The following is a 17,282-nucleotide window of genomic DNA, read 5'->3' as shown; positions in this document are numbered from 1 at the left end:
GGGTGGCCCTTCTTCAGGTGTGCTCGTGTACGAGGCTCCAGTCAGCCCAACTGCTTCAACTGTTCCTCGATCACCGACTTCGGAATAGCGCCATTCTCCGCCTTCAGCATGTTCACCCCGTAGAACGTCAAAACCACTCCGTCCTTCCGTACCACCGTGTACGTCATTGGCACGGATTGCTTCGCAACCACGCTGGTGATGCGGTAACTCAACGCTTCGTCGCCGAGCTTCGGGGATCTGATGGTCTTGACGTTCTTGTAGGACAGGCCAAGGGTCTTGAAGCCATCACCGCACTTCTTCAGCGAGGTGCGCAGATCCGACATGACTTGCTCGGCGTTCTTCTTCGAGAGGGTGGAAAGCCACATCGAGCCCACCGTGGCGTTCTTCACGTCGGTGGGATCGAGAGAGCGGTGAACCGTACTGAACGCCTCGATGTGCGTGTAACCGCCAGCCAGACTGGCCAGCGGTTGGCATTCGGACTTGTTCGCCTTCATATCTTTGCCTGCCTCGACCTCCGCCTTGGCAACTGTCTTGAAGTCGAATCCCTCGCGCTTACCGGAGAGTGCGGCATCCTCCAGAGCTTGTGGGGTGATGGCTCCTGCCTTCTCGGCCTCCGCGTTGGCCTTGGCTTGCGCACTCGAGGTGGGTGCTGTGCTCGTCTTCGCCTTCTTGCTGTCGTCGGATCCTTCGGAGTCACTGCAGGCGGATATTGTGAGCAAGCCTGAAACAATCATGGTGACCGGGAGGGCTCTGCGGAGTCTCATACTTTTTTCCTGACGCAACTTGACGACGGTTGAGGCAATGGCAGGAAAATTCTACAGATATGAGCGCCTAATCTTTATCACGGTTTGGCTACGTCCGGCGCTGTGGCGCCGGACAGTCCCAGTAGCAGAATCCGGGTCATGCCCCGCACCCAGTCGATGTCCGCCGGTTCCGCGCTCACCAGGGTGCGGTGTACCACGGCGCCCGCGACAATGTCGAAGATCAGGTCGGCAGTACGGGGTTCCGTGCCTGGGTCCGGCTCGGGTGGCAGCTCCCCGCGAGCCTGCGCACGTGCGCGACCCTCCAGCACCAGGCGCTTCTGCCGCTCGACGATCGCCGTGCGGATGCGCTCGCGCAGCGCGTCGTCGCGTGTGGACTCGGCCACCACCGCCATCAGGCCGCTCTTGGCCTCCGGCCGGGCCAGGATCGCCGCGAACTGGAGCACCACGCCCTCGATGTCGGCGGCGAGGGAGCCGCGGTCGGGGAGCCGCAGTTCGTCGAAGAGCTCCGCAACCGCGTCGACCACCAGCTCGTTCTTGCCCGCCCAGCGGCGATAGAGCGTCGTCTTGGCAACCCCGGCCCGCGTGGCGACATCTCCCAGGGTGAGCTTCGACCAGCCGAGGTCGACCAGGGCGGCCCGCGTCGCGGCCAGGATCGCGGTGTCCGCCGCGGCGCTGCGCGGGCGTCCGGCACGTCCGGCGGGGCTGCTGCTCTGCATCCCCCGACCTTAACCGGCGGGTAACACGTGGCCGCTCGTGAGACAGATCACCGCGGCGGGGTGTCGCGCCAGGGTGTTCCGACGGGCAGTCATGGCATTACGCTACGACTCGTAGCGAAAGCACGGGTGCGCCCGTGCCCCAGCGACGACCACGGGCGTGGGGTGGGGACCCGGCGCCGAACGGCACACGCAGCACAGCACAGCCCACACGCGGAACAGCACACATACGGGCGGGCTTTCGACCCGCTTTTCACACGCGCGCGCAGGACGGGGGAGGATAGACCCATGCAGCCACGGAACATGTCCATGAGCGGGGTCGTCGACCTCGCCGCGGTGAAGCAGGCCCAGGAGGCCAAGACCAAGGCGGAGCAGGCCCGCGCCGAGGCCGCCCGTCACGGGGGAGCGGGAGCCGTCTCCCCGGCCGACCTCGTCATCGACGTCGACGAGGCCGGCTTCGAGAGTGAAGTCCTGCAGCGGTCCACCGAGGTCCCGGTCGTCATCGACTTCTGGGCCGAGTGGTGCGAGCCCTGCAAGCAGTTGAGCCCGGTCCTGGAGCGGCTCGCCGTCGAGTACAACGGGCGCTTCCTCCTCGCCAGGGTCGACGTCGACGCCAACCAGATGCTGATGCAGCAGTTCGGCGTCCAGGGCATCCCGGCCGTGTTCGCGGTCGTCGCCGGGCAGGCGCTGCCGCTCTTCCAGGGTGCCGCGGGCGAGGCGCAGATCCGCCAGACCCTGGACCAACTGGTGCAGGTCGGCGAGGAGCGCTTCGGCCTGACCGGTCTCGTCGTCGACCCCGAGGCGGAGCCCGGCGCCGAGCAGCCCGCCGCCGCCCCCGAGCGTCCGGCCGGGCCGCACGACGCGGCGCTCGAGGCCGCCGTGCAGGCGCTGGACGCGGGCGACCTGGGCGGCGCGGTCCAGACGTACAAGAACGTGCTGGCCGAGGACCCGGGCAACACGGAGGCCAAACTGGGTCTGGCGCAGGCCGAGTTGCTCCAGCGGGTGCAGAACGCCGACCCGCAGAAGGTCCGTCAGGAGGCCGCCGACAAGCCGGGTGACGCCCAGGCGCAGATCGCCGCCGCCGACCTGGATCTGGTGGGCGGTCACGTGGAGGACGCCTTCGGGCGCCTCGTAGACGCGGTGCGCGTCACGGCCGGAGACGACCGCAACGCCGTACGGCTGCGGTTGCTGGAGCTGTTCGAGGTGGTCGGCGCCGACGATCCGCGGGTGACCGCGGCGCGCCGGGCGCTGGCCCGCGCCCTGTTCTAGTCGGCGTCTTAAACGCCGTCGGCGTGTTGCGCGTGTGAAGGAGCTGTCGACGAGGCGTCACTGCGGCCGCGCTTTACCAAAACTTGGTAATCGCGGCCGCTGTTACTGCCAGTAAGTCGAGGCCGTCGATCTGTCGGACTCTGTCCATCGATCAATAGTTTTGTTCCGCCCCCATGGCACACCCAGCGTCGCCGTTCGGGGCCGGTGCGTCGGCCCGCGGTCATCCGGCTGCTACTAGCGAGTAACGAACCCCCTTGTGTCGGCGGCGAGAATGCACCACGATCGGCGACGCTCGGTCCATTCCCGTACCCCGACAGCCGGTCGGGTGGCGGGGGTTCCTGGGTCCCCACCGAGCAGGGTCGGCGGCAGTGATGCCGGCCCTTGGGCAGGGGGGTCTTCGCTCATTCCGGCGGAGCCTGCCCAGCAGGGTTGTGCGTGATGCGTGTCAGGCGCGACCAGTGGTTGTCGCTCGGGGGTGATCGCCGGTTGTTCGGGCGCGTTGTACGTGTCGCCGAGGACAGGCGCTCTCCTTCCCGAGGACGTAGCACTTCTCCCATCCCTGCCAGACCGAGCCACCGAACCGGAGGCCGGCCGAGGCCAGGAGATGTACGTCCGAGAAGGAGGAAATATGGAGTCCCAGGTGCGTGGCGGGACCAGATGGAAGCGGTTCGCTGTGGTGATGGTGCCCAGCGTCGCCGCGACGGCTGCGATAGGTGTCGCGCTCGCGCAGGGCGCTCTCGCGGCCTCGTTCAGCGTGTCCGGTCAGTCGTTCAAGGTGACGGCGGACAAGCTCGACGGCACGGGCTTCTCGCAGTACGGAGCGATCGACACGGGCTACACGCTGAAGGGCGACAAGGCGGCCCACCCCGTCGCCGTTTCGGCGTTCGAGTCTGCGGACATCACGAACATGTGCCAGTCCGTGGTGACCCCGGGCCTGCCGTTCATCGGCTCGGTCACCCTCACCCTCAATGCCGGTGGCAAGGGAACCCCGGTCCACGCGGAGAATCTCTACATCGATGTCGAGGACCTCTCCGCGGACGCCACGTTCAAGGACATCGACATTGGCGTGGCTGCCGGGGAGATGGAGAACGGCCCCGGCCCCGGTATGAAGGGTGGCAAGGAGAGGGCCAACAAGTACGGGTTCGGCCAACAGGCCAAGAGGGCCATCCTCACCGACGTGAAGCAGACGGCGTGGGCGACCACCGCCGGAACCTTCAAGCTCAGCGATCTGAAGATGTCGCTGTCCAAGGGCGTCAAGGAGTGCTACTAAGCACTCGCTGACGGGCGGGGGCGCCGATGGCTTCCCCGCCCGTCCACTTCCCTGCCGCGCCCATGCGCGCGGCCCCATCTCCACCACAGCAAAGCCGTACCAGGGAGCTGTTTTCCATGAGCGCCGAGACTCCTGCCGCCGACGGCCAGTTCACCCGCCGAAGGGTGCAGTTCCGTGCCTGGCGGGGCACGCGGCCGTTCTGGGCCGGCCTGTTTGTCGCCCTCGGCGGCTTTCCGATCATGTACTTCCCGTACGCGAATCTCCAGATCGGCCACCTGACACTGGCGATGTCCACGACCGCGGGTGCCGGGTCGCTGATCATCGGCGTGCTGCTGGTCGTCCTGGGTGTCAGCCTGTGGTTCCAGAAGCACATCCGGGTCTTCGCGGGCGTCGCGGCGATTCTCCTGGGACTCGTCTCCATCCCGGTGTCCAACTTCGGTGGTTTCCTCATCGGCTTCCTGTTCGCGCTGCTCGGCGGAGCCATGGCCGTGTCGTGGGCGCCGGGCGAGCCGCCGCAGGCCGAACCGCCGCTGGAGAACAAGGGGACGGACGACGCGCCCGAGGGCGTGGTCCCCACCGCCGCGGCCGACGACACCGCGTTCCCCGGCTTCCCGGAGCCCGGCACCCCGGCGCCCGACGCCTCGGTGCCGAAGCCGCGGGGCGGGATGGACGACGCGAATCCCTCCCTTGCCTTCATGGCGCCGGGGGCGCACGACCTGTCAGGAACGAGCCCGGCCAACGGGGCGAACGGGAGGCACAGTGCCGGCTGACGAGGTGACCCGCGGGACTGACGTGGAGTCGTCCCGTGTGAGAACCGGGCCGCGCCACGCGGCACCCAAGAAGCCGTTGTTCACCAGGTTCCACATGCCGGCCGGCAAGGCGATAGCCATCGCGGCGATGCCCACGGCCGTGCTCATGGGGATGGGGTTCACGCCGACGCTGGCCCTCGCCGACGGCAACGACGCGGCGCCGACCTCCAACAGCCTGACGGCCGACGAGTACAAGGACTGCGTGGCGGCCCTCGAGGACGCCGAGAAGGACCCGTCCGGGTCGCCCACACCGTCGCCCTCGGCGACCGACGGGGCCGACGACGGCAAGGACGACACGAAGGAGCCCAGCCCCTCGGACTCCGCCGGGAGTTCCGGCGAGGACGCGGGCGCGGACAAGGGTGAGTCCTCTTCGTCGGATTCAGGTTCCGACGACGAGGGCGACAAGGCCGGCGACGGTGACAAGGCCGACCCGACCCCGAGTCCCTCCGCGTCGCAGAGCCAGGAGGCGTCCGGCGCGAGCGCCGCGGAGCCGTCCCCCTCCGAGTCGGAGGACAAGGGCGGTCTCCTGGACGGCCTCGGCGACACCCTCGAGGATCTCTTCACCGGCGGCAAGAAGGCCGAGGAGAGCCCGAGTCCCACGTCGACCCCCTCGGCGTCCGAGAGCGCCTCGGGCGACGCGTCCGACCCCGTGAAGGAGACCACCGACAAGGTCACCGGCACGGTGAAGGACACCGTCTCCGGCGTGACGGACACGGCGTCGAAGGCGGCCGAGGGCACCGAGGAGACGGTGGACAAGGCGGCCGAGGCGGCCAAGAAGGCGGCCGAGGAGGCCAAGGAGGACGCGGAGAAGGCCAAGGACGACGCCACGGCCTCGCCCAGCCCCAGCGCCTCCGAGAGCGCCGCCACGGACCCCGACGACTGCCCGGCCGCCACCGACGACGAGGGCGGCGTCGACAACAAGGTGCCGCTGCCCGACGACCCCTGGTACCTCAACGCCAGCTCGCTGCTGCTGAAGGGTGCCTCCTACAAGGGCGTCGTCGAGGTGAAGACGGCCAACGGCACCACCAAGAAGGTGCTGAAGTACGTCATATCCGACGGCACCGACATCGGCGACCTGCACCAGACGGTCAAGGACAAGCAGGCCGGCAAGACCTACCACGTGCAGGCGGCCGAGGGCTCTACGTCCACGATCCGCGACGGCGAGACGGTGATGTACACCGAGAGCATCTCGGGCAACCTGCTCGGGCTGATCCCGATCACCTTCGACCCGGAGCACCCGCCGCCGCTGGACATCCCGCTGATCTACTTCACGAACGTGAAGATCGTCCAGGCCGGCCAGTTCGGCGGCACGCTCCACATTCCGGGACTGCACCAGTACACGACGGACTGACGCACGACGGACTGACGCACGACCGGCCCACGCACGACAGAGGGCGCCCCCGTCGCAGGGGGCGCCCTCTGTGCGTACGACGGGACGGGTGAGCGTCAGCCGCGCCGCGTCTCGCCCAGGTGGTGCACGCGGACCATGTTGGTGGTGCCGGGCACGCCGGGGGGCGAACCGGCGGTGATCACGACGATGTCGCCGTCGTGGAACCGGCCCAGGCGCATCGTCTCCTGGTCCACCAGGTCGACCATCTCGTCGGTGCTGTTCACGAACGGCACCACGTGCGGCTCCACGCCCCAACTGAGCGCAAGCTGGTTGCGGGTGGACTCGTCGGTGGTGAAGGCGAGGATCGGCTGCGCCGCGCGGTAGCGGGACAGCCGGCGGGCGGTGTCACCGGACTGGGTGAAGGCCACCAGGCCCTTGCCGCCGAGGAAGTCGGCGATCTCGGCGGCGGCACGGGCCACCGAACCGCCCTGCGTGCGCGGCTTCTTGCCCGGCACCAGCGGCTGCAGGCCCTTGGAGAGCAGCTCCTGCTCGGCGGCCGTGACGATCTTCGACATCGTCTTGACCGTCTCGATCGGGTACGCGCCCACCGACGACTCCGCCGACAGCATGACCGCGTCCGCGCCGTCCAGGATCGCGTTGGCGACGTCGGAGGCCTCGGCGCGGGTCGGACGGGAGTTGGTGATCATCGACTCCATCATCTGGGTCGCCACGATCACCGGCTTGGCGTTGCGCCGGCACAGCTCGATCAGGCGCTTCTGCACCATGGGGACCTTCTCGAGCGGGTACTCGACGGCCAGGTCGCCGCGGGCGACCATGACGGCGTCGAAGGCCGCGACCACGTCCACCATGTTCTCGACCGCCTGCGGCTTCTCCACCTTGGCGATGACGGGAACGCGGCGGCCCTCCTCGTCCATGACGCGGTGCACGTCGGCGACGTCCTTGGCGTCCCGGACGAAGGACAGGGCGACCATGTCGCAGCCCATGCGAAGGGCGAAACGCAGGTCCTCGATGTCCTTCTCGGACAGCGCGGGCACGTTCACCGCGGCGCCGGGCAGGTTGATGCCCTTGTGGTCGGAGATGACGCCGCCCTCGATGACGATCGCCTTCACCCGGGGGCCCTCGACACCGGTGACCTTCAGCTCGACGTTGCCGTCGTTGATGAGCACCTGGTCGCCCTTGGTGACATCGCCGGGCAGGCCCTTGTACGTCGTGCCGCAGATCGTCCTGTCGCCCTGCACGTCCTCGGTGGTGATGGTGAACTCGTCACCGCGCACCAGCTCGACGGGGCCCTCCGCGAAGGTCTCCAGGCGGATCTTCGGTCCCTGGAGGTCGGCGAGGACACCCACGGCCCTGCCGGTCTCCTTGGCGGCGGCCCGGACACGGTCGTAACGCCCCTGGTGCTCGGCGTGGCTGCCGTGGCTGAAGTTGAAGCGGGCCACGTTCATGCCGGCTTCGATCAGCGTGACGAGCTGCTCGTGGGAGTCGACCGCGGGGCCGAGAGTACAGACGATTTTCGAACGGCGCATGGGGCGATCCTATCGGTTTGTTTCGCTGCGGAATATTCCGTCTGGCGGAAAATACAAAAGGGCGGGATGCCGCTCAGGTGAGATGGAGATTCCCCGATTCAATTACCAGCGCGTAGGTCTGTGTCGCGATCTCCATTTCCTCGTCGGTCGGTACCACGGCCACCGCCACCCGGGCCCCCGCGGGCGAGACCAGCCTGGCCCCGTCACCGCGTACGGCGTTCAGCTCGCCGTCGACCGCCAGTCCGAGCCCGTCAAGGCCCGCCAGGGCGGCAGCCCGCACCGGCGCCGAGTTCTCGCCGACCCCCGCCGTGAACGCCACGGCGTCCACGCGCCCGAGAACGGCGTAATAGGCACCGATGTACTTCTTGAGCCGGTGAATGTAGATGTCGAACGCCAGCCGCGCCCGCTCGTCGCCGGCGTCGACCCGGCGGCGGATCTCCCGCATGTCGTTGTCGCCGCACAGTCCGATCAGACCGCTCCTCTTGTTGAGAAGAGTGTCGATCTCGTCGGCGGACATTTCCCCAACGCGCATCAAATGGAAGATGACGGCCGGGTCCATGTCTCCCGAGCGCGTACCCATCACGAGCCCCTCCAAAGGCGTCAGCCCCATGGAGGTGTCCACGCACCGCCCGCCCCGCACGGCCGAGGCGGACGCCCCGTTGCCCAGGTGCAGCACGATGACGTTCACGTCCTCGGGCGCCCGGCCGAGGAGCCGCGCGGTCTCGCGGGAGACGTACGCGTGCGAGGTGCCGTGGAAGCCGTAGCGGCGGATGCGGTGGGCGTCGGCGGTCTCGACGTCGATCGCGTAGCGGGCCGCGGCCTCCGGCATCGTCGTGTGGAAGGCGGTGTCGAACACGGCGACCTGCGGCAGGTCGGGGCGCAGGGCCTGCGCGGTGCGGATGCCGGTGAGATTGGCCGGGTTGTGCAGCGGGGCGACCGGGATGAGCCGCTCGATCTCGGCGAGCACGGCGTCGTCGATCACGGTCGGCTCGGTGAAGTGCTTCCCGCCGTGCACCACCCGGTGCCCGATCGCGGCCAGCTCCGGCGAGTCCAGGCCGAGGCCGTCCTTGGCCAGCTCCGCCGCCACCGCCTTGAGCGCGGCGTCGTGGTCGGGGACGGCCCCGCTCCACCCCCGGCTCTCACCACCCGCCGGCGTGTGCGTCAGCCGGGAGGTGTCCTCACCGATCCGCTCGACGAGACCCACCGCCAGCCGTTCGCCGCCGCGCATGTCGGTCATGTCGATGAGCTGGTACTTCACCGACGAGGAGCCGGAGTTGAGGACGAGGACGCGGGTGCCGCCGCTCACAGGCCGGACGCTCACGGGTCGGACGCTCACGGGTCGGGTGCTCACAGGTCGGACGCCTTCTCGGTCGGGGACTCGGTCGGGGACTCGCCGGGGGACTCCCTGGGGGACTGCTGGGCCTGGATCGCCGTGATGGCGACGGTGTTGACGATGTCCTGCACGAGCGCGCCCCGGGACAGGTCGTTGACCGGCTTGCGCAGACCCTGGAGCACCGGGCCCACGGCGATGGCGCCGGCCGAGCGCTGCACCGCCTTGTAGGTGTTGTTGCCGGTGTTCAGGTCCGGGAAGATCAGCACGCTGGCCTGCCCGGCGACCGCCGAGCCGGGCAGCTTGGTCGCGGCCACCGACGGTTCGACCGCGGCGTCGTACTGGATCGGCCCCTCGACGCTGAGGTCCGGGCGGCGCGAGCGGACCAGCTCCGTCGCCTCGCGCACCTTGTCGACGTCCGCGCCGGAACCGGACGTGCCCGTCGAGTACGACAGCATCGCGATCCGCGGCTCCACCCCGAACCGCGCCGCCGTCGACGCCGACTGCGCCGCGATGTCGGCGAGCTGCTCCGCGTTCGGGTCCGGGTTGACCGCGCAGTCGCCGTAGACCAGGACCTTGTCGGCCAGGCACATGAAGAAGACGGAGGAGACGATGGCGGCGTCCGGCTTGGTCTTGATGACCTCGAAGGCTGGCCGGATGGTCGCCGTCGTCGAGTGCACGGACCCCGACACCATGCCGTCGGCGAACCCTTCCTGCACCATCAGCGTGCCGAAGTAGTTCACGTCGGAGACCACGTCGTACGCCAGCTCCACGGTCACGCCCCTGTGGGCGCGCAGGGCGGCGTACCTCTCGGCGAAGGAGTCGCGCAGCTCGCTCGCGGCCGGGTCGACCAGCTCGGCGCCCGCGAGGTCGATGCCCAGGTCGGCGGCCTTCTTGCGGATCTGCTCGACCGGGCCAAGCAGCGTCAGCTCGCACACGCCGCGGCGCAGCAGCACCTCCGCCGCGTGCAGCACCCGGTCCTCGGTGCCCTCCGGGAGGACGACCCGGCGCAGGTCGGAGCGGGCCTGCTCGAGCAGCTTGTGCTCGAACATCATCGGCGTGACACGGTCGCTGCTGGGGGCGGAGACCCGCTTGTTCAGCTCGGCGGTGTCGACGTAGCGCTCGAACAGGCCGAGCGCGGTCTCCGCCTTGCGCGGGGTGGCCGCGTTCAGCTTGCCCTCCAGGGAGAACAGCCGCTCGGCGGTGGGGAAGCTGGTGCCGGGCACCGACAGCACCGGCGTGCCGGGGGCCAGGCGGGCGGCGAGGGTGAGGATGCCCGCGCCGGGCACCTCGTCCAGGGTCAGCAGGACCCCGGCTATCGGCGGGGTCCCGGCGCTGTGCGCGGCGAGCGAGCCGACCACCAGGTCGGCGCGGTCGCCGGGGGTGATGACCAGGCAGCCGGGCGTCAGGGCGCCCAGCAGGTTGGGCAGCATGGCCCCGCCGAAGACGAAGTCCAGCGCGTCGCGGGCGAGCCCGGAGTCGTCGCCGAGGACCACCCGGGCGCCCAGGGCGTGCGCGATCTGGGAGACCGTCGGCGCGGACAGGGCGGGCTCGTCCGGCACCACCCAGCACGGCACCGGCAGCCGGTGCTCGAGCCGCTCGGCGATCTCGTCGCGGTCCTCGCGCGCGACCCGGTTGGTCACCATGGCCAGGACGTCGCAGCCCAGCCCGTCGTAGGCGCGGAAGGCGTTGCGGGTCTCCGCGAGCACCGACTCGGAGCTCTGGCCGCGACCGCCGACGACGGGGAGGACCGAGGCGCCGAACTCGTTGGCGAGCCGCGCGTTCAGCGACAGCTCGTCCGGGAACTGGGTGTCGGCGTAGTCCGTGCCGAGGACGAGGACGACGTCGTAGTCCCGCGCGACCAGGTGGAACCGGTCGACCAGCGCGGACACCAGTTCGTCCACGCCCTGTTCCGCCTGGAGGACGGACGCCTCCTGGTAGTCCATGCCGTAGACCGTCGCCGGGTCCTGCGCGAGCCGGTAGCGGGCGCGCAGCAGCTCGAAGAGCCGGTCGGGCCCGTCGTGTACCAGGGGACGGAAGACGCCGACCCGGTCGACCTGCCGGGTGAGCAGCTCCATCACCCCCAGTTCGACGACCTGGCGGCCGTCGCCGCGGTCGATACCGGTCACGTACACGCTGCGCGTCACGCGGGCTCTCCGTTTCGTCTGGGTGAGCGTTTCGTCGGGGTGCGGAACCCTCTTGACAGTACCTTTGGCGACGGTTAAGGCGCCCGTCAGCGTCTGCCGTCGCCCCGCCGGTCGCCCCGCCGGTCGCCCCGCCGGTCGCCCCGCCGGTCGCCCCGCCGGTCGCCCCGCCGGTCGTCCACCGTCGTCCACTGCCGTCCGGGCCGTGAAACAATTGGATCGGCTCACCGGTGTCAAAAGCGAGCAGGAGACACAGCACGATGCGTATCGGAGTTCTCACCGCAGGCGGCGACTGCCCCGGCCTGAACGCAGTGATCCGGTCGGTCGTGCACCGAGCGGTCGACAATTACGGCGACGAGGTCATCGGCTTCGAGGACGGCTACGCGGGCCTGCTCGACGGCCGCTACCGCACCCTCGACCTCAACGCGGTCAGCGGCATCCTGGCCCGCGGCGGCACCATCCTCGGCTCCTCCCGCCTGGAGCGCGACCGGCTCCGCGAGGCCTGCGAGAACGCCTCGGACATGATCCAGAACTTCGGCATCGACGCCCTGATCCCCATCGGCGGCGAGGGCACGCTCACTGCGGCCCGGATGCTCGCCGACGCCGGCCTGTCGGTGGTCGGCGTGCCGAAGACCATCGACAACGACATCTCCTCCACCGACCGCACCTTCGGCTTCGACACGGCCGTCGGCGTGGCCACCGAGGCGATGGACCGCCTCAAGACCACCGCCGAGTCCCACCAGCGCGTGATGGTCGTCGAGGTCATGGGCCGGCACGCCGGCTGGATCGCCCTGGAGTCCGGCATGGCCGCCGGCGCCCACGGCATCTGCCTGCCCGAGCGCCCCTTCGACCCCGCCGACCTGGTCAAGATGGTCGAGGAGCGCTTCGCCCGCGGCAAGAAGTTCGCCGTCATCTGCGTCGCCGAGGGAGCCCACCCCGCCGAGGGCTCCATGGACTACGGCAAGGGCGCCATCGACAAGTTCGGCCATGAGCGCTTCCAGGGCATCGGCACCGCCCTCGCCTACGAGCTGGAGCGCAGGCTCGGCAAGGAGGCCAAGCCGGTCATCCTGGGCCACGTCCAGCGCGGCGGCGTACCGACCGCGTACGACCGTGTCCTCGCCACCCGCTTCGGCTGGCACGCGGTGGAGGCCGCACACCAGGGCGGGTTCGGCCGGATGACGGCGCTGCGCGGCACGGACGTAGTGATGGTCCCGCTGGCGGAGGCGGTCACCGAGCTGAAGACGGTCCCGAAGGACCGGATGGACGAGGCGGAGTCGGTGTTCTAGGCAGTACGTGATCGGCCACGAACCGGACCCTGTTCAGCCGGGCTCAGTCGATCTTCTTGATCACCCGGGCAGGCACTCCCGCGACCACGGTGCCGGCAGGAACATCACGAGTGACCACCGCACCGGCAGCGACCACCGCACCGGCACCGATGGTCACCCCCTGCGTGATCACGGCAGCCGTCCCGATCCAGACGTCGTCCTCGATGACGATCGGGGCGAAGGAGAGGTACTCGCGGCGCTCGGCCAGGGGCAGTGGATGGCCGCCCGTGATGAGGTTGACCTTCGGGGCGATCATGACGCCGTTCCCGATACGGATGCCTCCCTTGTCCATGAAGGTGCATCCCTGGTTGACGAAGACGTTCTCCCCGAACGTCGTGTTCAGCCCGTACTCGGTAAAGAACGGTGGGTAGATCGTCACCGATTCCGGCAGCGGACCACCGAACACAACAGAAAGTAGTTCCGCGCGGCCTTGGTCGTCGCTGAACGGAAGCACGTTCAGTCGAGACGTCGCATCGGTCACCTCCACGATCCGCTCCGCATGGCGCGCGAACTCAGGCGTCTGGACATACATAACCTGCTCTGTGCGAGTAGACATGCGCTGATCCCATCACCGCGCAGAGCGCGGGATCAAACAACCCCGCACCGCACCATCAACAACCAATGGTTGTGGAAGTAGGGTGGAAGCGTGGATGCTGAAGCGCTGCGGACGTTCGTGGCCGTCGCTGAGACCGGCCAGTTCCAGGCTACGGCCGACGAGCTGGGGATCAGCCAGCAGGCGGTCTCCAAGCGGATCGCGGCCCTGGAGAGGCATGTCGGGGTCACGCTCCTGGTGCGGACATCCCGAGGCTCCCGGCTGAGCGTGGACGGGCAGGTCTTCCTGCCGCACGCCAAGGATGTCCTGGCGGCCATCGAGCAGGCCGAGCGGGCCGTGCGCCCCGGAAGCCGCCCCTTGCGCGTCGACGTCCTCAATCGGCGCATCTCCCCGGCCCAGGCCGTCTACCGGTTCTACCGCTCCCACCCCGAGACTGACCTGGACGCGGTCACGCTGAGCAAGGAGAACGCCGCACAGGCCGCTCAGGCGGTGCTGGAAGGGACCGTCGACGCGTCCTTCCGTGCACTGCCGGCAGACCAGGTCCCGGCCGGGATCAGCGCCGAACGACTCCTGGACGCACCGCTGGAGCTCCTGGTCGGACCCGGCCACCCGCTGGCCGACGCGCCCTGGGTCAGTCCTGCGGACCTGGCCGGCCACCGCATCTGGATCCCCGGGATCAGGCCGGGCACAGAGTGGGCTGCGTTCTACCAGGCGCTGTCCGAGGCCTTCGGCCTGAGTATCGACGCGCTCGGCCCCAACTTCGGCGACGAGGCACTGATGGACGCGCTGGCCGACTCGGCCGCTCTGGCCACCCTCGTCGGCAGCGGGGACCGGTACCTGTGGCCCCAGAACCACGACCTGCGGCGCATCCCGTTGCACGACCCGACCCCGGTCTACCCGCACCTGCTGCTGTTCCGCAGCGGAGACCAGCACCCTGTGCTTACCGCGCTACGCGACCATCTGCGCACCGCAGGCCCGCGAACCCCGCACGACGTGTGGGCGCCGGACTGGGCAGATCGTTGACCGGACGACCGAAGGCATGGGCTTCCGCGGACTCACGGATGCCGATCCACCGCCGACCAGAAGTGCTCCACGATCCGGTCGAGGAAGTCCCGGCCTCCGGCGCCGGCATCCCCGGTGCCGCCGCCCCAGCTAAGGGTGGCGGTCATGCGGCCCTGGTAGTCCTGGTGCAGCACCTGGAGGACGTTCTCCAGGACGCGCCGGTCCAGCGGGGCCAGCTTGGCGATCGGGCGGACACAGCCCTGCCAGCGGGTGGTCACGGCACTCGTCAGCAGGTCGGCCAGCTTCTCCTCGCGCCCCGTGACGGTCACGAAGTCGGGCAGCGAGAGGCCGAGCACGTCGGCGAGCTGGGCCGACTGGCGGTCGGTGCCGCGCCAGTCGTCCGCTTCCTCCATCCGCTGGTACGCCGGGAGCCCGAGACCGACCGCACGCGCCACGTCCTCGGGCGCCAGACCACGGGCGACCCGGTGCTCGCGCAGGGACTGCGGCCGGCCGATCAGCTCACCCGGCGAGCACCACAGCACCCCGGCGAGCGCGGTGAGCTCCGGACCCGCGGGGGCGGCCGTCCCCCGCTCCCAGGCGACGACGAGATCCGGGGTGACGTACGGCAGCCCGTACGAGACGCGTATGCCGTGGGCGACGTGCTCGGGGCTCATGTTGAGGGCGGCACGCAGCCGACGGGCGGCGAGGGCGTTGAACGGGGGACCCGACTGGCTCGGGTGGGATGAGGGTCGGCGCACGCGCCACACCGTAGAGGTCCGGAGCGATGCTGACTACGGGCTGTTCGGCCAGCGATACGGATTGTGGGAACGTACGGCTGGCTGTTCCTCGAGCGGACAGAGCCGGTCCTCCACGGGTGGCCGCTGCACAGGAGGAGCGGTTCGCTTCCCCTGGACATGTCCTGGGGAAGCGAACCGCAGTTGTGAGCGGGAGGCCAGGGCGCCTCAGCTCAAGTGGTGCGTGCTCACGGCGCCGACGAACGAGGACCAGGAGGCGGCCGGTACCACGAGGGCGGGGCCGGCCTTGTCCTTGGAGTCGCGGATGCCGACCTGACTGGCCAGGTCCGTGATCTCAACGCAAGCTCCGCCGGTGTCGTTGCTGTACGACGACTTGAACCAGGCGGACTCGGGCGCCACGTCTGAGGATGCGGTGTTGGTATTGATGGCTATGCCCACTCTCGTGCTAGTTGTTGCAGGAACCCGGCCGTTCGCGCCGGAGGTAGGGCGCTGTCGCGCATGGCGTCGAACCGGCGGACGTTCCGCTGGACCTCCAGCCGCTCGTCCGTCACGGAGATGGTGTTCGACATGTCGACCTGTACGACAGGGGCAAGGTTCTCGGAGAAGTCCAATAGGATGAAGTTGTTTTCCGAGCGGTAGGTGACGACGTCGTGGGGCAGGACCTGGATGGTCACGTTGTCCAGTTCGCCCAGCTCCGCGATCTCCTTGTACTGGGCCAGCATCACCTCGGAGCCGCCCACCGTCCGACGGACGGCCGTCTCGTCCATGATGACGCGGAGCTTCATCGGGTTCTCCGAGCGAGTGATCAGTTCCTTTCGCTCCAGTCTCAGCCGGACGTTCTGTTCGACGTACTCGGTCGTCGTCTCCTCGACCGGCTTGGCGATCTGGTAAAGGGCTCGCGCGTAACCCTCTGTCTGGAAGAGTCCGAACACGAAGGCCGGCTGCCAGGCGCGCATGATGGTGGCGTCCTGCTCCAGACCGCGGTACGTCGGCATCTTCGACGGCATGTACGCCTTGTACGGCGTCCACGGCTCCTTGCTCAGGGACTCCCTGTGTAGCTGTAGCAGCGTCTCCAGGTCTTCCTTCGGCAAGTCGGGGGCCAGGTGGTCGATCAGGGTCTCGAGGTCACTCACACGCGGCAGGTCGTTCTCGCCGATCTCCACGCGCGCGAGTTTCGTGTACGAGAAGCCCAGTGCCCTCGCCACCTCTTGGAGGGTCTCGCCTCTCTTGTCCCTGAGCTTGCGCAACTCCTTGCCCAGCTCCCTGCGTCGAAAGGTCGCTCCGCGCTTTGCCGCCACTGCGTAACCCTTTCCCCAACCCTGTCGGTGCCCAACATGCCCTGTGCCCGGCGTCGTTGCGGGTCGTGTTCCTGAGTGTGCCACCGTCTGCAGGCCCTTGAGTAACCCCTTGCCGGTGCTTGGGCATGTGCCAATTCTAAGGCTCTTGCGAATGGCCTTGCATAGTAAATCGCACATCCAGCACGGTAGTTGTGCGAGCAGATCGCAGCTCCCCCCACCCCCTGACGAGCCGAGGCCGAGCCATGCGCCAGAGCACCACCGCCCGACACAGCGGGCACGACTGGACTGACCCGGAGCCTCAGGTGACGGCTCCCACGTCCACCACACCGTTCGCTGTCGAACCACAGATGCCAAACCCTCGTGCTTTCGAGGTGGCCTTCGCCCCGGACAAGGCCGCCGTCGGCCGGATGCGCCGGCTCACGGCGGCCTTCCTGCGGCTGTGCAACGTGCGCGGCACGCCGGCCGACAATGCCGTGCTCGCCGTCTCCGAGCTGGTCACCAACGGCATCCAGCACGGTTGCGGAGACATCGGGCTGCGGGTCCGGTACCGCACCGGCGAACTACGCATCGAGGTGACCGACGGGAGCTCCTCCCCGGCCGAACTGCGCACCGCCGAGGACAACGAGGAATCCGGGCGTGGCCTGTTTCTCGTCGCGGTCCTCGCATCGGACTGGGGCGTCAGTGACGACGGCAGAACGACGTGGTGCGCCTTCCGTATCCCCACGGGCACGTCGTGATGGCAGCCGAGATCGCGTCCTGGCCCAGCCCCCGGCGTTTCGCCTGGCGTTTCGCCTGGCGGTCCAACCATCCATTCCCCGATCTGGAGAGTGCCTTGCTCACAGCACCGGCTTTCCGCAGCATCGAAGGTGCCTACGTCGCCCTGATACGGCTGGCGACCACGGAGCCAGAACAGCGCATCGACGCCCGCGGCAACGCGGCCCGCGAGGTCATCGGCGTCAGCTTCCGGCTGACCGACCCGAGGCAGCGCCTGCCGTACCTGGCCGAACGGAGGGTCAACCCGGTCTTTCAGTTCGCCGAAGCTTTCTCGTACCTCGCCGCCCCCATGATCTGGAGATGATCAGCTACCGGGATCGATTCGCCGGGCATCGGGCTTCAGTCCGGTGGTGGAGCGAGTCTCGTGATGGCGGCGTGGAGCACTGCGGTGGTGTTCCC

17 protein-coding genes are annotated in these 17,282 nt (G+C 68.9%); 8 read left to right on the top strand and 9 right to left on the bottom strand.

All coding sequences use genetic code 11. From position 1 onward, the window contains the following. Window positions 1–41: 41 nt before the first annotated feature. Both KUM40_RS15405 and KUM40_RS15400 read right to left on the bottom strand, forming a co-directional pair. Entirely contained in the window at window positions 42–719 is a 678-nt protein-coding gene (locus KUM40_RS15405; protein WP_254395152.1) for a hypothetical protein, read from the bottom strand. 122 nt (window positions 720–841) lie between these two features. Continuing rightward, window positions 842–1,480: a TetR/AcrR family transcriptional regulator gene (locus KUM40_RS15400; RefSeq protein WP_217166530.1), complete on the bottom strand. Its 639-nt coding sequence runs from the start codon at window positions 1,478–1,480 to the stop codon at window positions 842–844. A gap of 285 nt (window positions 1,481–1,765) precedes the next feature. On the opposite strand from KUM40_RS15400, the gene KUM40_RS15395 reads away from it, so the two are divergent. The 4 genes from KUM40_RS15395 to KUM40_RS15380 all read left to right on the top strand — a co-directional run bounded on the left by KUM40_RS15395 (window position 1,766) and on the right by KUM40_RS15380 (window position 6,176). Then, complete coding sequence (locus KUM40_RS15395) at window positions 1,766–2,746, top strand: tetratricopeptide repeat protein (RefSeq protein ID WP_217166529.1); 981 nt, start codon at window positions 1,766–1,768, stop codon at window positions 2,744–2,746. A gap of 628 nt (window positions 2,747–3,374) precedes the next feature. After that, a complete protein-coding gene (locus tag KUM40_RS15390; RefSeq protein WP_217166528.1) occupies window positions 3,375–4,016 on the top strand; it encodes a DUF6230 family protein in 642 nt (213 codons plus the stop codon). A 116-nt stretch (window positions 4,017–4,132) separates the two neighbouring features. Then, window positions 4,133–4,786: a DUF6114 domain-containing protein gene (locus KUM40_RS15385; RefSeq protein WP_217166527.1), complete on the top strand. Its 654-nt coding sequence runs from the start codon at window positions 4,133–4,135 to the stop codon at window positions 4,784–4,786. After that, window positions 4,776–6,176 carry a hypothetical protein gene (locus KUM40_RS15380; protein WP_217166526.1) on the top strand — a complete coding sequence of 467 codons (1,401 nt, stop codon included), beginning with the start codon at window positions 4,776–4,778 and terminating at the stop codon, window positions 6,174–6,176. The genes KUM40_RS15385 and KUM40_RS15380 overlap by 11 nt, the downstream gene beginning before the upstream one ends. A gap of 95 nt (window positions 6,177–6,271) precedes the next feature. Here KUM40_RS15380 and pyk read toward each other — a convergent pair whose 3' ends face one another. The 3 genes from pyk to pta all read right to left on the bottom strand — a co-directional run bounded on the left by pyk (window position 6,272) and on the right by pta (window position 11,179). After that, complete coding sequence (gene pyk / locus KUM40_RS15375; protein WP_217166525.1) at window positions 6,272–7,702, bottom strand: pyruvate kinase; 1,431 nt, start codon at window positions 7,700–7,702, stop codon at window positions 6,272–6,274. Window positions 7,703–7,775: 73 nt separating this feature from the next. After that, window positions 7,776–9,023 (bottom strand): acetate kinase, encoded by a 1,248-nt coding sequence (locus KUM40_RS15370; protein ID WP_308401155.1) that lies wholly within the window; start codon window positions 9,021–9,023, stop codon window positions 7,776–7,778. Window positions 9,024–9,049: 26 nt separating this feature from the next. Next, entirely contained in the window at window positions 9,050–11,179 is a 2,130-nt protein-coding gene (gene pta / locus KUM40_RS15365) for a phosphate acetyltransferase (protein WP_217166524.1), read from the bottom strand. A gap of 257 nt (window positions 11,180–11,436) precedes the next feature. Between pta and KUM40_RS15360 the strand changes: the two genes are divergently transcribed. Next, window positions 11,437–12,462 carry an ATP-dependent 6-phosphofructokinase gene (locus KUM40_RS15360; protein ID WP_217166523.1) on the top strand — a complete coding sequence of 342 codons (1,026 nt, stop codon included), beginning with the start codon at window positions 11,437–11,439 and terminating at the stop codon, window positions 12,460–12,462. 43 nt (window positions 12,463–12,505) lie between these two features. Here KUM40_RS15360 and KUM40_RS15355 read toward each other — a convergent pair whose 3' ends face one another. Then, complete coding sequence (locus KUM40_RS15355) at window positions 12,506–13,033, bottom strand: DapH/DapD/GlmU-related protein (RefSeq protein WP_217166522.1); 528 nt, start codon at window positions 13,031–13,033, stop codon at window positions 12,506–12,508. Window positions 13,034–13,147: 114 nt separating this feature from the next. Here KUM40_RS15355 and KUM40_RS15350 point away from each other — a divergent pair, with 114 nt between their 5' ends. Then, window positions 13,148–14,077 carry a LysR family transcriptional regulator gene (locus KUM40_RS15350; RefSeq protein ID WP_217166521.1) on the top strand — a complete coding sequence of 310 codons (930 nt, stop codon included), beginning with the start codon at window positions 13,148–13,150 and terminating at the stop codon, window positions 14,075–14,077. Window positions 14,078–14,109: 32 nt separating this feature from the next. Here the strand turns inward: KUM40_RS15350 and KUM40_RS15345 are convergent, their stop codons facing one another. From KUM40_RS15345 to KUM40_RS15335, 3 genes are all read right to left on the bottom strand, one after another. Next, the gene (locus tag KUM40_RS15345) at window positions 14,110–14,823 is read right to left on the bottom strand and encodes a helix-turn-helix transcriptional regulator (RefSeq protein ID WP_217166520.1); all 714 of its coding nucleotides are present in this window, start codon (window positions 14,821–14,823) and stop codon (window positions 14,110–14,112) included. Between the two features lie 195 nt (window positions 14,824–15,018). Then, entirely contained in the window at window positions 15,019–15,210 is a 192-nt protein-coding gene (locus tag KUM40_RS15340; RefSeq protein ID WP_217166519.1) for a DUF397 domain-containing protein, read from the bottom strand. A gap of 29 nt (window positions 15,211–15,239) precedes the next feature. Then, window positions 15,240–16,109: a helix-turn-helix transcriptional regulator gene (locus tag KUM40_RS15335; RefSeq protein ID WP_217166518.1), complete on the bottom strand. Its 870-nt coding sequence runs from the start codon at window positions 16,107–16,109 to the stop codon at window positions 15,240–15,242. A 347-nt stretch (window positions 16,110–16,456) separates the two neighbouring features. Here KUM40_RS15335 and KUM40_RS15330 point away from each other — a divergent pair, with 347 nt between their 5' ends. Together KUM40_RS15330 and KUM40_RS15325 are read left to right on the top strand one after the other, a co-directional pair. Then, the gene (locus KUM40_RS15330; protein WP_217166517.1) at window positions 16,457–16,846 is read left to right on the top strand and encodes an ATP-binding protein; all 390 of its coding nucleotides are present in this window, start codon (window positions 16,457–16,459) and stop codon (window positions 16,844–16,846) included. A 95-nt stretch (window positions 16,847–16,941) separates the two neighbouring features. Beyond that, on the top strand, window positions 16,942–17,187 hold the full coding sequence (locus KUM40_RS15325; RefSeq protein ID WP_217166516.1) for a hypothetical protein: 246 nt from the start codon (window positions 16,942–16,944) through the stop codon (window positions 17,185–17,187). Window positions 17,188–17,282 lie beyond the last annotated feature (95 nt).

The organism is Streptomyces sp. AC512_CC834 (genome assembly GCF_019049325.1).
In the GTDB taxonomy this organism is placed as follows: domain Bacteria; phylum Actinomycetota; class Actinomycetes; order Streptomycetales; family Streptomycetaceae; genus Streptomyces.
The sequence above is the reverse complement of the archived record's forward strand: the minus strand, read 5'-3'. Positions and strand labels throughout refer to the sequence as shown.

Excerpts from the sequence above, each read along its gene's own strand:
- pyk (WP_217166525.1), bottom strand. The coding sequence starts at position 7,702 with ATGCGCCGTTCGAAAATCGTCTGTACTCTCGGCCCCGCGGTCGACTCC.
- KUM40_RS15395 (WP_217166529.1), top strand. The coding sequence starts at position 1,766 with ATGCAGCCACGGAACATGTCCATGAGCGGGGTCGTCGACCTCGCCGCG.
- KUM40_RS15355 (WP_217166522.1), bottom strand. The coding sequence starts at position 13,033 with ATGTATGTCCAGACGCCTGAGTTCGCGCGCCATGCGGAGCGGATCGTG.
- KUM40_RS15330 (WP_217166517.1), top strand. The coding sequence starts at position 16,457 with ATGCCAAACCCTCGTGCTTTCGAGGTGGCCTTCGCCCCGGACAAGGCC.
- KUM40_RS15360 (WP_217166523.1), top strand. The coding sequence starts at position 11,437 with ATGCGTATCGGAGTTCTCACCGCAGGCGGCGACTGCCCCGGCCTGAAC.
- KUM40_RS15385 (WP_217166527.1), top strand. The coding sequence starts at position 4,133 with ATGAGCGCCGAGACTCCTGCCGCCGACGGCCAGTTCACCCGCCGAAGG.
- KUM40_RS15390 (WP_217166528.1), top strand. The coding sequence starts at position 3,375 with ATGGAGTCCCAGGTGCGTGGCGGGACCAGATGGAAGCGGTTCGCTGTG.
- KUM40_RS15400 (WP_217166530.1), bottom strand. The coding sequence starts at position 1,480 with ATGCAGAGCAGCAGCCCCGCCGGACGTGCCGGACGCCCGCGCAGCGCC.